The organism is Streptomyces sp. NBC_01334, from assembly GCF_035983595.1.
GTDB lineage: Bacteria > Actinomycetota > Actinomycetes > Streptomycetales > Streptomycetaceae > Streptomyces > Streptomyces coriariae.
Genome location: NZ_CP130718.1, coordinates 6,376,672 through 6,390,609 on the forward strand (window position 1 = coordinate 6,376,672; position 13,938 = coordinate 6,390,609).

The window sequence follows — 13,938 nt, forward strand, 5'->3', positions numbered from 1 at the left end:
GGCTCTTCGACGACCCGGCGCCGGGGCAGACGTCTGTTCACGTTCGTCTCACTCCTCGTCCACATGTCTCGGATACCGAGATGCCCCGGCAGGGGCGGCGAGACCGCCAACCGAGAGGTCGTCATTCCGATGCGTCACCCGTCCCTCATAGCGCGCCGCGTCGCCGCGGCATCCGTCAGCCTGGTGGTGGCCGCGGGCGCCGCCGCCTGCGGACCTGAGGACAACGATGCCAAGGCCTCCGGCGGCGACTCCGCCCCGCACCAGGGCGGGACGCTCACCGTCCTGAACCGCAACCCCCAGCAGGACTTCGACCCGGCCCGCCTCTACACCTCCGGCGGCGGCAAGGTCCCCACCCTGGTCTTCAGAACCCTCACCACGCGCAACCGTGAGAACGGCGCCCCCGGCACCGAGGTCGTTCCCGACCTCGCCACCGACACCGGCCGCCCCAACAAGGACGCCACCGAGTGGACGTACACCCTCAAGGAGGGCCTGAAGTACGAGGACGGGACCGCGATCACCTCGGCCGACATCAAGTACGGCATCGAGCGGTCCTTCGCGCCCGAGCTCTCCGGCGGTGCGCCCTACCTGCGGGACTGGCTGGTCGGCGCGGCCGACTACCAGGGGCCGTACAAGGACTCCAAGGGTCTCGCCGCCATCGAGACGCCGGACAGCCGGACGATCGTCTTCCATCTGAACAAGCCCGAGGGCGAGTTCCCGTACCTGGCCACGCAGACGCAGTTCGCGCCCGTCCCGAAGGCCAAGGACACCGGCACGAAGTACGAGGAGCACCCGGTCTCGTCCGGCCCCTACAAGGTCGTCAAGAACGAGAACGACGGCGAGCGGCTCACCCTGGAGCGCAACACCTACTGGTCGGCGAAGACGGACGCCGAACGCAAGGCGTACCCCGACAAGATCGACGTACGGTCCGGGCTCGACTCCTCGGTGATCAACCAGCGGCTGTCCGCGTCCCAGGGGGCGGACGCCGCCGCCATCACCACGGACACCAACCTCGGCCCGGCCGAACTCGCCAAGGTCAGCGGCGACAAGGAACTCGCCGCGCGGGTCGGCACCGGCCACTTCGGCTACACCAACTACATCGCGTTCAACCCGAACGTGAAGCCGTTCGACGACATCAGGGTGCGGCAGGCGATCTCGTACGCCGTCGACCGGTCGTCGGTCGTCAACGCGGCGGGCGGTTCGTCGCTCGCCGAGGCCGCCACCACCTACCTGCCGAACCAGAAGTCCTTCGGCTACGAGCCCTACGACCTCTTCCCGGCGGGCAGCACGGGCGACGCGGCGAAGGCCAAGGAGCTGCTGAAGCAGGCCGGTCACCCGAACGGGCTGACCATCACCCTCACCCACTCCAACAGCCAGGACTTCGAGACCAGCCCGGAGATCGCGACCGCGATCCAGGACGCGCTCAAGAAGGCCGGCATCACCGTCAAGCTCCAGGGCCTGGAGGACAACGACTACTCCGACACGATCCACGACGTGAAGACCGAGCCCGGCTTCTTCCTGGCCCACTGGGGCGCCGACTGGCCCTCCGGCGGTCCGTTCCTCGCCCCGATCTTCGACGGCCGGCAGATCGTCGAGGACGGCGCCAACTTCAACACGGGCTTCCTGAACGACAAGTCGGTCAATGCCGAGATCGACGCGATCAACAAGCTGACCGACCTCGACGCCGCCGCCAAGAGGTGGGGCGCCCTGGACAAGAAGATCGGCGCGCAGGCGCTGACCGTGCCGCTGTTCCACCCCGTCTACAAGCGGCTCTACGGCGAGGACATCCGCAACATCGTCATCAGCGACTGGGACGGCGTCCTGGATCCCTCGCAGGTCGCGGTGAAGTAGCACCGTGAGCGAGGCAGTCACCAAGGCGGCCGCCGAGGCCGTCATCGCCGCCCAGGCCCCCGGTACGGACCCCGCGTCCGTCCCGGGGGCCTCGGGCGCCCGTCAGTTCTGGCGGCGGCTGCGTGCGCAGCGCGCCACCCTCGTCGCGGCGGTCGTCGTCGCGCTGCTCGTCCTGGTCGCGCTCGCCGCGCCGCTGCTCACCGCCCTCGAGGGCCAGGACCCGACCACCTACCACCCCTCCCTCATCGACTCCGCGCGCGGGGGCGTGCCCGTCGGCCCGCTGGGCGGCATCGGCGGCGACCACTGGCTCGGCGTCGAACCGCAGACCGGACGCGATCTGTTCGCCCGTCTCGTCCACGGCGCCCGGGTGTCGCTGGGCGTCGCGCTGGCCGCGACCGTCATCCAGATCGCCATCGGCGTCACCCTCGGCATCGCCGCCGCGCTCGGCAGCCGATGGGTTGATCAACTGTTGAGCCGGATCACCGACATCTTCGTCGCGCTGCCGCTGATGATCATGTCGTTGGCACTGCTCGCGATCGTCCCGGCGAGCTTCCCCCGGCCCGTCCTGGTCACCCTGGTCATCGGGCTGCTCTCCTGGGGCAACATCGCCAAGCTGGTGCGCGCCCAGACGCTCACCCTCAAGGGGCTCGACCACGTCTCGGCGGCCCGGCTCAGCGGCTGGGGCACCTGGCCGATCGCCCGCCGGGAACTGCTGCCCGGGCTCGCCGCCCCCGTCATCACCTACGCGGCGCTGCTCGTACCGCAGAACATCACCGTCGAGGCCGCGCTGTCCTTCCTCGGCGTCGGCGTGAAGCCGCCGACGCCGTCCTGGGGACAGATGCTCACCGCCGCCGACGTCTGGTACCAGGCGGCCCCGCAGTACCTGCTGCTGCCCGCCGGCGCCCTCTTCGTGACCGTCCTCGCGCTGACCGTCCTCGGCGACGGCGTGCGCACGGCGCTGGACCCGCGTGCGGCGTCCCGGCTGCGGGTGGGGACGGGCCGCCGGCGGGAGCACCGAGCGGACACCGCCGGCGAGAAGGAGACGACCTCATGAGCGGTCTCGGCGGCTTCGGCGGCTTCGTGCTGCGCCGGGGCATCGGCACGATCCTCACCCTGTTCGCCATCTCGGTGATCGTCTACGTCGTCTTCTACGTCACCCCCGGCGACGTCGCCCAGATCACCTGCGGGCCGCGCTGCTCGCCGGCGCAGGTGCACCAGGTCGCCGAGCAACTGCGCCTCGACGAACCCCTCTACGTGCGGTACTGGCACTTCGTCGAGGGTCTCGTCGTCGGCCAGGACTACTCGACCGGCACCTCCATGGAGCACTGCCCGGCGCCCTGCCTGGGGCTGTCGTACCAGAGCGACCAGCAGGTCACCCGGCTGATCCTGACCAAACTGCCGGTGAGCCTGTCGCTCGTCCTCGGCGCGATGGTGGTCTGGCTGGTCCTCGGCGTCGGCACCGGTGTGCTCTCGGCCTGGCGGCGCGGGCGGCTCACCGAGCGCGTCCTGACCGCCGTCACCCTGGCCGGCACGGCCACGCCCGTGTTCGTGATCGGCCTCATCCTGATGATCGTCGTCTGCGGCGAGCTCGAACTGCTGCCCTTCCCGCAGTACGTGAACCTCACCGACGACCCCGAACAGTGGGCGTGGAACCTGCTGCTGCCCTGGCTCTCGCTCGCCCTCATCGAGGCGGCCTCGTTCGCCCGGCTGACCCGCTCGTCGATGCTGGAGACCCTTGCCGAGGACCACATCCGCACCTTCCGCGCGTACGGCGTCGACGAGCGGTCGATCATCGGGCGGCACGCGCTGCGCGGGGCGTTCGCGCCGGTCATCGCGCTGAACGCCAACAACTTCGGCTCAGCGGTCGGCGGCGCGGTGCTCACCGAGACCCTCTTCGGGCTCCCCGGCATCGGCCAGGAACTGGTGCACGCGGTCAATGTCGTGGACCTTCCGGTGGTCGTCGGGATGGTTCTGGTCATCGGTTTCTTCGTGGTCCTCGCCAACGCCGTCGCGGACGTCCTGTACGCGGTGGCAGACCGACGGGTGGTGCTCGCATGAGCCTGGTGGAAGTCACGGACCTGACGGTCGAGTTCGGCGCGCTGCGCGCCGTCGACGGCCTCTCCTTCCGCCTGGCGGAGGGCGCCGCCCTCGGCCTCGTCGGCGAGTCAGGCTCCGGCAAGTCCACGGTCGCCTCGGCCCTCCTGGGGCTGCACCGGGGCACAGGGGCCGCCGTCGGCGGCTCGGTGCGGGTCGCCGGGACCGACGTACAGGCCGCGTCCGACGAGGAACTGCGGCGGCTGCGCGGCGGCCGGGCGGCGATGGTCTTCCAGGACCCGCTGTCCTCCCTCGACCCGTACTACGCGATCGGCGACCAGATCGCCGAGGTGTACCGCGTGCACACGCGTGTGTCGCGCCGAACGGCACGCGCGCGTGCGGTGCAGGTCCTGGACAGGGTGGGAATTCCCGACCCGGTCCGGCGCTCCCGGTCGCGCCCGCACGAGTTCAGCGGCGGCATGCGCCAGCGCGCCCTCATCGCCATGGCGCTGGCCTGCGAACCCGACCTGCTGATCGCCGACGAGCCGACGACCGCGCTCGACGTGACCGTCCAGGCCCAGATCCTCGACCTGCTGCACGCCCTGCGCGAGGACACCGGCATGGGGCTGCTGCTGGTCACGCACGACGTGGGCGTGGCGGCGGAGAGCGTCGACGAGGTGCTGGTCATGCGGCACGGCCGACTCGTCGAGCACGGGCCGGTCCAAGCCGTTCTGGCGGCTCCCGCGCAGCCGTACACACGCGAGCTGCTCGGAGCCGTGCCCCGGGTGGAGGCACGCCGCGCGGTCGGGGCCGGGCCGCGGAAGCCGGACGTACCGCGTTCCGGCGTACAGCGGCCGGCCGCGGGCGGGTCGCAGCCGGACGGACGGCGTCCGGCCACCGAGCCGTCGGGCGAGGTCGTGCTGGAGGCGCACGGGCTGCGCCGCGAGTTCGGGCGCGGCAAGCGGGCCTTCGCGGCCGTGGACGGCGTGTCGCTGACGGTCCACCGGGGCGAGACCCTCGGCGTGGTCGGGGAGAGCGGCAGCGGCAAGACGACACTCGGCCGGATGCTGGTCGGACTGCTGGAGCCGACGGCCGGCGAGGTCCGGTTCGAGGGCCGGGTGTCGTCCGGGGTGAACCCGACCGTGCAGATGGTCTTCCAGGACCCCGTCTCCTCCCTCAACCCCCGACGCAGCGTCGGTGAGTCCATCGCCGACCCGCTCCGCGCACGCGTGCGGGGCGTGCGGGGGAGGGACGAGGCACGTGTCAGGGGGCGCGTGACGGAACTGCTGGAGCGTGTGGGGCTCGAAGCCGCGCACTACGACCGCTACCCGCACGAGTTCAGCGGCGGTCAGCGCCAGCGCGTGGGCATCGCGCGGGCACTCGCGGCCGACCCGCGCGTCATCGTGTGCGACGAGCCGGTCTCCGCGCTCGACGTGACCACCCAGGCCCAGGTCGTCGCCCTGCTCGGCGAGCTCCAGCGCGAACTCGGTCTCGCGCTGGTCTTCGTCGCCCATGACCTGGCCGTGGTGCGCCAGGTCAGCGATCGGGTCGCGGTGATGCGGAGCGGCCGTGTCGTCGAGGAGGGGCCCGCCGACGAGGTGTACGAGTCGCCGCGGGACCCGTACACCCGGCAGCTGCTGGCCGCCGTACCGGCGCTCGACCCGGCGGTCGCCGCCCGCCGACGCGCCGAACGACGGGAGCCGGCCCTGGCCTGAGGCCCCTGTGGCGCGTGTGACGTGACGTTGCGCAGTCGGATGATCTCCTAGCGCGACGGAACGCGACCCGCACGGGAAAGTTACGACCGTTCACCCCTTTTGGTGGTGCGACGGACAACCGTCCGTCGCACCACCACCTTGTCCGCATACGTTCGTCCCGCTGCGAGCCGCCGGGTCAACGGCGGCTCCCCAAACGGGAGATCGGGAGTGCGCGTGCGCATCGGACTGCTGACGGAGGGCGGCTATCCGTATCTGAGCGGTGACGCCGGACTCTGGTGCGACCGGCTCGTGCGCGGGCTCGGGCAGCACGAGTTCGACGTCTACGCGCTCAGCCGTGCCGAACACCAGGAGGAAGCGGGCTGGGTCGAGCTTCCGCCGCAGGTCAGCCAGGTGCGCACGGCACCGCTGTGGACGGCCGAGGACGACGGGGTCGCCTACGGCAGGCGCGCGCGCCGGCGCTTCGCGGAGTCGTACGGAGAGTTGGTGACCGCGCTGTGCGAGGGGGACCCCCCGGACCCGGCGGGCCCCCCGGGGGCCGCTGCGGCCGCTGAGGCGGACCGTTTCGCCAACGCGCTGTACGGCCTCGCCGAACTCGCCCGGGACGAGGGCGGCCTGGTGGGGGCACTCCGCTCGGAGAGTGCCGTGCGCGCTCTGGAACGTGCCTGTCGCGCGCCCGGCGCGCTGCGTACGGCGCGCGAGGCGCGCGTACCCGAGCTGCTCGCCGTCGCCGCGCACCTCGAACGCGCCCTGCGCCCCCTCTCGCTCGACTGGTACGGGGACGCGGGCGGAGGCGACGGGGGCGAGGGTCTCGACGCGGTCGACCTGTGCCATGCCACGTCCGGCGGTGCGGCGGCCCTGCCCGGGCTGCTCGCACGGCACTTCTTCGACGTGCCGCTGCTGGTGACCGAGTACGGGGTCCGGCTGCGGACGCACTATCTGAGCTCGGGGACGGGTCCCTCGCCCGCGGGGTCCGCGCCCGCGCCGTCCGCCGAGACGGCTCCCGCCGTACGGTCGCTGGTCGCCGCCTTCCACGGCCGGCTCGCCGCCGAGGTGTACCGACAGGCGGCATGCGTCACCCCCGGCAACGCACACGCCCGCCGCTGGCAGGAGCGATGCGGTGCCGACCGCGCCAAACTGCGCACCGTCTACCCGGGCATGGACGCGTCCCGCTTCGCCGAGGCGGGCGACTCCCTCGACATCGCCGATCCGCACACCCTGGTCTGGGTCGGCCGGGTGGAACCGGCGAAGGACCTGGTCTCCCTGCTGCACGCCTTCGCGGAGCTGCGCAAGCAGGAACCGCGCACCCGCCTGCGGATCATCAGCGCTGCGGCCGGGGCGGAGGGGCAGGCCTACCTCGGCCACTGCAAGGTGCTGGCCGCGCAGCTCTTCCCCGACGAGGCGGACGGACCGCACGCCGTCGGCGACAACCCGGTGTCCTTCGAGGAGATCGGCGGCCCGGACGCGCCCACCCTCGCCGAGGCGTACACGGCCGGTGCGGTGGTCGTCCTGTCCAGCGTCGTCGAGGGGTTCCCGGTCGGCCTGGTCGAGGCGATGTTCTGCGGCCGCGCGACCGTGTCGACCGACGTCGGGGCGGTGGTCGAGGTCATCGGCGGCACGGGACTGGTCGTTCCGCCGCGCAATCCGCGGGCGCTCGCCGAGGCGTGCGTGGCGCTGCTGCGCGACCCCGAGCGCCGTGCGCGCCTGGGCGCGGCCGCCCGCGCCCGAGCCCTGGAACTCTTCACCGTCGAGCAGAACATCACGGCATTTCACGGCATTTACCTGGAGCTCGTCGCCCAGGCCCCGGTGCGGCGATTCCTCTTCGACGACGGTGACCCCCGTCCGTTCGCCGTCCCGGCCGAGGCGTGCCTGACGGGTCACTGGGCCGGTCCGGACGCGCGTGTCACCGCCCGGGGCGGACCGGGTTGGGCGGCGGGGCCGGCGGCACGGGACACCTCGCCGATCGCCGCGACGGAGGGTGCACGATGAGCGGGCTAGAAGAACTGGACCGGGACCGGCCGGGAACGCCGTCACCGGGAACGCCCGGAGTGCCGGGGGCTGCGCAGGCGCCGGGCAGATCCGGGGCGCGTGTCGACACCGGCGCCGAGGGGCGCACGCCGGCCGCTCCCCGCCGGGGCGCCGCGGACCCGGTGAAGGCCCTGATGCACCGTCACCGTGACCTGTGCGAACGCGCCGTCGACCCGCTGGAGATCGCGGCAGGCCTGGAGGCCCACGGGGTCACCGACCGCACCGCCGCACGCTTCCGCCACCGGGACGTCTTCTCCCTCGCGGAGGAGATGTACGCGCGCGTCCCCCGCGACGGCGACGCGCCCCCGCCCACGAGGGTCACGGCGACCTCGCGGCCCCGCCTGGACCGGGCACTGCTCACCCTCCTGCCCGGCGTCCTGTGCGCCGCCGCCGTGACCGGTGTGCGCCTCACCCACGGGCGCACGTGTCTGCTCGTCGCCGCAGCCGGCATCCTCGCCGTCGTCCTGGCCCTGCGTGCGGTACTGCGCCGGGGCCCGCTGAGCCCGCACCGCGGCGCCCACCCCGGCCCGCACCGGACGGGTGCCTGGACCTGCTGGCTCCTCGGCTACGCGGCCCTCGGCGACAGCCTTCTGCGTGCCGCCGTCGCCGGAGGTCCCGACGGCCTGCCCGACGGGACGACGGGCGGCCCCTGGCCGTTCGCCGCCGCCCCGCTGCTGACCCTCACCCTGGCCTGCGCGCCGGCCGCCTTGAGCGCCCACTTCCTCGCCGTACGCGCCAGGCGCCGGCTGGACACCAGCCGTGGCCTGGAGGAGTTCGCCGCCTCCGTGCAGCCGCTGCTGCTCGGCACCTTCGCCCTGTTCCTGTGCGCGCTGGCCGCGCTGACCCCGCTCTGCGCCGCGGTCCTGGACGAGCAGGCCGACTACGGCCACACCCTCACCCTGGGCGCGCTCCTCTTCCTCGTCCGTCTCCTCACCGTGCACGGCTTCACCCACGCCCCGGCGGTCGTCCTCGGAGCCGTCGGCACGGCGGAGGCGCTCGCCCCGGCCACGGTCTTCGCGGGTCGGCTTCCCGGCTGCGGCTTCCTGGCCACTCCCGTGGAGAGCCTCGTGGCCGCCTGGGGACCGGCCGGTGTCCCGTCCCTCGTCTGCGGAGCCGCCGCGCTGACCCTGCTGTTCCACGCGACCCGCACGCTGACCAGGGCCTCGGCCCACGCACGAACGGACCAGCCGTGCTGAAGGAACCAGCTGTGCTCAACGGACCAGCCGTGCTGGACGGACCAGCCGTGCTGGACGGACCAGCCGTGCTGGACGGACCAGCCGCGCTGAATGGACCGGTCGTGCCGACCCGTGTGCGCCCCCGTACCCGCCCGCCCCGCCGACGCCGGCCGTCGGCGGCACGGTCACCGCGCACGCCGCATCCCCCGCCGCACCCGGACCACGCGACGCACGTGTTCCTCCACCCAGCCGCACCCCACCGCAACACGCTTGAAGGAGAGACCAGATGACCACCTCCCGATCCGGAGCGACCGGAGATACCGGGGCACCCGCGGTCACGGGCGCCCCCGTGGTCGCAGGAGCAGCCGGAGGACACGCGGCGACCGGAGCCCCCGCGGTCCCGCCCACCGCCACCGCGCACACCCCGGGAGCCGCACGATGAGGGTCCTGCTGATCGGAGCCAACGGCTACCTCGGTCGTTTCGTCGCCGACCGTCTGCTCGCCGACCCGGCCGTCCAGCTCACCGCGCTCGGCCGCGGCGACGACGCCGACGTCCGCTTCGACCTCGCGTCCGGCAGCCCCGGCGCGCTCACCCGCTTCCTCGACGCGGTCCACCCCCAGGTCGTCGTCAACTGCGCGGGCACCACCCGGGGCGGCGCCCGCGAACTCACCCGGCACAACACCGTCGCCGTCGCCACCGTCTGTGAGGCCCTGCGCCGCAGCGGCTGCGGCGCCCGTCTGGTGCAGATCGGCTGCGGCGCCGAGTACGGCCCGAGCCAGCCCGGTTCCTCGACGGCCGAGGACGCCGTGCCCCGCCCCGGGGGCCCGTACGGCGTCAGCAAGCTCGCCGCCACCGAACTCGTCCTCGGCTCCGGACTGGACGCCGTCGTGCTCCGGGTCTTCTCGCCCGCCGGTCCGGGCACGCCCGCCGGCTCCCCGCTGGGCCGGCTCGCGGAGGCCATGCGCCGCGCCATGCAGTCCGGCGACGGCGAGCTCAAGCTCGGCGGCCTCGGCGTGCAACGCGACTTCATCGACGTCCGGGACGTCGCCCGCGCCGTGCACGCGGCCTCGCTCTCCGCCGCGCAGGGCGTCATCAACATCGGCTCGGGCCGCGCCGTCCGTCTGCGCGACGCCGCCGCGATCCTCGCGCGCGTGGCCGGATACGGAGGCGCACTGCACGAACTCGACGGGCCGCCCGGCGTCCACCTCCGGCCCGCCATCGGCCACCCGCGCCCCGAGTCCGACCACGCGGGCCCCGTCGCGTACCCGTATCCGGACGGCTGCGGCACTTGGCAGCAGGCCGATGTGCGCACCGCCCGCGACCGGCTCGGCTGGCGGCCCCGCATCAACCTCGAGGAGTCCCTCGCCGACATCTGGATGGAGGCGGCATGTCGTATCTGACCGGAACCCCGGCGGGCACCGCGAGCGCCGGCACCACCGACGTCCGCACCGGCTTCGGCGTACCCGGTATAGCGCACCCCCTTCTCGCCCCGGCCGAGTGGCGTGAACTCGCCCGCTCCGGCAGACCCCTGCACTGGGTCGTCCTCGACGTCGCCGACGGCCCCGGCGTCCGCCCCGACCCGCGTTGCCTGGAGGCCGCGGGCCGGCTGCGCAACGCCGGCGTCCGGGTGCTCGGGCGCCTGGACACCCGCTACGGCGCCCGTCCCTTCGCCGAGGTGATCTCCGACGCACAGCGCCACCTCGACTGGTACCGGGTCGACGGTTTCCTCCTGGACCGGTGCCCGGCAGGGCGCGCCGAACTCCCCGGGCTGCGCCGCACGGTCGGGACACTCCGCACCCTCGGCGACGCGCCCCACATCGTCCTCGGGCACGGCACCCACCCGTACCCCGGCTACGCCGAGCACGCCGACCAGGTGGTCACCTTCTCGGGCCCCTGGAGCGACTACCGCTGGTCGCAGGTGGCCGAGTGGACCGCGGAGCATCCGCCCGAGCGCTTCTGCCACCTCGTGCACGGCGTGCCGCGCGGTCACCTCGACGAGGCGCTGCGCATCGCCCGCTGGCAGGGCGCCGCGACGATCTGGTTCACCGACGGCACCGATCGCGGCGGCCTCGTCGACCCCTGGGCGACCATGCCCGGCTACTGGGACGAACTCGTCTCGCGGATCGGAACGGGTGTCTCGGAATGAAGAAGGCCATGGCAGTGTTACGGGGAGAACAACTGTAGTGATCGACCGACCAACGGAGTCCCCGTGTCGTTGCCACCCCTGGTCGAGCCAGCCTCTGAGCTCACCGTAGACGAGGTTCGCCGGTACTCCCGCCACCTGATCATTCCCGATGTCGGGATGGACGGGCAGAAGCGGCTGAAGAACGCCAAGGTGCTCTGTGTGGGCGCCGGCGGCCTGGGCTCGCCGGCGCTGATGTACCTGGCCGCGGCGGGCGTGGGCACGCTCGGCATCGTGGAGTTCGACGAGGTCGACGAGTCGAACCTCCAGCGGCAGATCATCCACAGCCAGGCCGACATCGGCCGCTCCAAGGCCGCGTCCGCCCGCGACTCCGTCCTCGGCATCAACCCGTACGTGAATGTGGTCCTGCACGAAGAGCGGCTCGAGGCCGACAACGTGATGGACATCTTCAGCCAGTACGACCTGATCGTCGACGGCACGGACAACTTCGCGACCCGCTACCTGGTCAACGACGCGTGCGTGCTGCTGAACAAGCCGTACGTGTGGGGCTCGATCTACCGCTTCGACGGCCAGGCGTCCGTCTTCTGGTCCGAGCACGGTCCCTGCTACCGCTGCCTCTACCCGGAGCCCCCGCCGCCGGGCATGGTCCCCTCCTGCGCCGAGGGCGGCGTGCTGGGCGTGCTGTGCGCGTCGATCGGCTCCATCCAGGTCAACGAGGCGATCAAGCTCCTCGCGGGCATCGGCGAGCCGCTGGTCGGCCGCCTGATGATCTACGACGCCCTGGAGATGCAGTACCGCCAGGTCAAGGTCCGCAAGGACCCCGACTGCGCGGTCTGCGGCGAGAACCCGACCGTCACCGAACTCATCGACTACGAGGCCTTCTGCGGCGTCGTCTCCGAGGAGGCCCAGGCGGCGGCGGCCGGCTCGACGATCACTCCCAAGCAGCTCAAGGAGTGGATCGACGACGGCGAGAACATCGAGATCATCGACGTCCGCGAGCTCAACGAGTACGAGATCGTCTCCATCCCGGGCGCCAAGCTGATCCCGAAGAACGAGTTCCTGATGGGCACCGCCCTGGAGGCCCTGCCGCAGGACAAGAAGATCGTTCTGCACTGCAAGACGGGTGTCCGCAGTGCGGAAGTCCTCGCGGTGCTGAAGTCCGCGGGCTTCTCGGACGCCGTGCACGTCGGCGGCGGCGTGATCGGCTGGGTCAACCAGATCGAGCCGAGCAAGCCGATCTACTGACCCGGCTGTTCCCTTCGCGCACCGGGGTACCCGGTCCGGTCGGCGGGGGCTTCGCGTACCACGAGTGCGCGAAGCCCCCGCCGTCGTCATGAGCAGACCTTGCCGTCCTTCGGGACCGTCCCCTTCAACAGGTACGCGTCCACAGCCGAGTCGACGCAGTCGCTCCCGCTGCCGTAGGCACCGTGTCCCTCGCCCTTCCAGGTGAGCAGCACACCGACGCCCTTGCCGAGCTCGTCCGCCATCTTCCGCGCGCCCTCGTACGGCGTCGCCGGGTCCCCGGTGTTGCCGACCAGCAGGATCGGCGCCGCGCCCGCCGCGCTCACCTCCGGGGTGTCGTACTGCCCGGCCACCGGCCAGTCGTGGCACCAGCCGGCCGTGTCCCAGCCCAGGAAGTCCCCGAACACGGGCGAGATCTTCTCGAACTCCGGCAGCAGCTTCTTCGTCTCCTCGGCGGTCGGCCGCTGCTTGTCGTCCAGGCACGATATGACCCGTTGCGAGTGGGTCGTCGTGCCGTAGTGCCCCGAGGTGTCCCGCTCGTTGTAACCGTCGGCGAGCGTCAGCAGTTCGGAGCCGTCCCCGTCCTCCGCCGACTTCAGGGCGCTGGTCAGGCTCGGCCAGCCCTGCTTGCTGTACAGCGGCAGGACGATGCCGGTGACCGCGAGCGTCTGCGTCAGCTTGCGCCCGTCCGACGTGGGGAGCGGGTCGGTGTCGATCCGGTCGAGCAGATCCGCGATCTTCTTGCTGCCCTTCGCGGGGTCCTGGCCCGTCGACTTCAGGTAGTCGTCGAGTGCCCGCTGGAAGCCGCGTGCCTGGTTCTGCGCGTGGCCCACCGAGTCGGCGCTCGGGTCGACGACCGCGTCGAGGATCAGCCGCCCGACGTTCTTCGGGAACAGGTGGGCGTACACACCGCCGAGTTCGGTGCCGTAGGAGATGCCGAAGTAGTGCATCTTCGCGTCGCCGAGGACCTGGCGCATCAGGTCCATGTCGCGGGCGGTGTCGGTCGTCGACACATGCGCCAGCAGCTTGCCGGCGGCTTTCTCGCAGCCCTTGCCGAATGCGGTGGCGTCCTTGAAGTAGGCCTGTTCCTCGGCCGGGGTGTCCGGGGTGGAGTCGAGGGACTCGGCGGCCTGGATGCCCTTGTCGGTGCGGCAGCGGACGCCCTCACTGGCGCCGACCCCGCGCGGGTCCCAGCTCACCAGGTCGTACTGGTCACGGAGCGAGGAGTACGCGGAACCGTAGGAGGGGAGCGTCGACACTCCCGAGCCGCCGGGGCCCCCGAAGTTGAACAGCAGCGAGCCGGCCCGCTTGCTCCCCTCCGCCCGGGACTTGGTGCGCACCAGGGCGAGGCCGATCGTGTTGCCGTCGGGCTTCGACCAGTCCAGTGGCACCTTCAGCGTCGCGCAACTCCAGTCGCTGCCCGGCGCGGCGGAGTCCGCGGTGGCCTTGCAGCGTCCCCAGTCGAGCTTCTGCCCGGTCAGCGAGGCGGGCAGCGCGGCCGTCGTGGCGGTCGCTCCGGAGGAGGCGGTGGGCTGCGCGTCGGCCGTGCCGCCCTTGTCGTCCCCGTCCCCGTCCGACGCACCGCTGCTACAGCCCGCCACCAGCAGCGCTGCGGCGGCCCCCAGCGCCGTCCACCGTACGAATCGCGCCATGTGCACTTCCCCCCTCGCAGGCCGTCCGCGCTCGGCGGCGAACGGCTGTCAGGCCATATTAGGCGGCGCACGGCCCACCCGTCGGGGCCTGTGGATAACGTCT

At 72.4% G+C, this 13,938-nt stretch carries 10 protein-coding genes; 9 read left to right on the forward strand and 1 reads right to left on the reverse strand.

Annotation, left to right across the window (positions count from 1 at the left end; all coding sequences use genetic code 11):
* Window positions 1-129: 129 nt before the first annotated feature.
* The 9 genes from OG736_RS28785 to moeZ all read left to right on the forward strand — a co-directional run bounded on the left by OG736_RS28785 (window position 130) and on the right by moeZ (window position 12,186).
* On the forward strand, window positions 130-1,848 hold the full coding sequence (locus tag OG736_RS28785) for an ABC transporter substrate-binding protein (protein ID WP_327184977.1): 1,719 nt from the start codon (window positions 130-132) through the stop codon (window positions 1,846-1,848).
* Between the two features lie 4 nt (window positions 1,849-1,852).
* Window positions 1,853-2,902 (forward strand): ABC transporter permease, encoded by a 1,050-nt coding sequence (locus tag OG736_RS28790; protein WP_327184978.1) that lies wholly within the window; start codon window positions 1,853-1,855, stop codon window positions 2,900-2,902.
* On the forward strand, window positions 2,899-3,906 hold the full coding sequence (locus OG736_RS28795) for an ABC transporter permease (RefSeq protein WP_327184979.1): 1,008 nt from the start codon (window positions 2,899-2,901) through the stop codon (window positions 3,904-3,906). Before OG736_RS28790 ends, OG736_RS28795 begins: the two co-directional genes overlap by 4 nt.
* The gene (locus tag OG736_RS28800) at window positions 3,903-5,597 is read left to right on the forward strand and encodes a dipeptide ABC transporter ATP-binding protein (protein WP_327184980.1); all 1,695 of its coding nucleotides are present in this window, start codon (window positions 3,903-3,905) and stop codon (window positions 5,595-5,597) included. Before OG736_RS28795 ends, OG736_RS28800 begins: the two co-directional genes overlap by 4 nt.
* A gap of 213 nt (window positions 5,598-5,810) precedes the next feature.
* Window positions 5,811-7,583: a DUF3492 domain-containing protein gene (locus OG736_RS28805; protein WP_327184981.1), complete on the forward strand. Its 1,773-nt coding sequence runs from the start codon at window positions 5,811-5,813 to the stop codon at window positions 7,581-7,583.
* Window positions 7,580-8,818 carry a hypothetical protein gene (locus OG736_RS28810; protein ID WP_327184982.1) on the forward strand — a complete coding sequence of 413 codons (1,239 nt, stop codon included), beginning with the start codon at window positions 7,580-7,582 and terminating at the stop codon, window positions 8,816-8,818. The genes OG736_RS28805 and OG736_RS28810 overlap by 4 nt, the downstream gene beginning before the upstream one ends.
* A gap of 417 nt (window positions 8,819-9,235) precedes the next feature.
* On the forward strand, window positions 9,236-10,198 hold the full coding sequence (locus OG736_RS28815; RefSeq protein WP_020130819.1) for an NAD-dependent epimerase/dehydratase family protein: 963 nt from the start codon (window positions 9,236-9,238) through the stop codon (window positions 10,196-10,198).
* Window positions 10,186-10,944 (forward strand): spherulation-specific family 4 protein, encoded by a 759-nt coding sequence (locus OG736_RS28820; protein WP_327184983.1) that lies wholly within the window; start codon window positions 10,186-10,188, stop codon window positions 10,942-10,944. Before OG736_RS28815 ends, OG736_RS28820 begins: the two co-directional genes overlap by 13 nt.
* 63 nt (window positions 10,945-11,007) lie before the next feature.
* Window positions 11,008-12,186 carry an adenylyltransferase/sulfurtransferase MoeZ gene (gene moeZ / locus OG736_RS28825; protein ID WP_020130817.1) on the forward strand — a complete coding sequence of 393 codons (1,179 nt, stop codon included), beginning with the start codon at window positions 11,008-11,010 and terminating at the stop codon, window positions 12,184-12,186.
* A gap of 86 nt (window positions 12,187-12,272) precedes the next feature.
* On the opposite strand, the gene OG736_RS28830 is transcribed toward moeZ, so the two are convergent.
* Complete coding sequence (locus OG736_RS28830) at window positions 12,273-13,835, reverse strand: alpha/beta hydrolase (RefSeq protein ID WP_327184985.1); 1,563 nt, start codon at window positions 13,833-13,835, stop codon at window positions 12,273-12,275.
* Window positions 13,836-13,938: the final 103 nt, after the last annotated feature.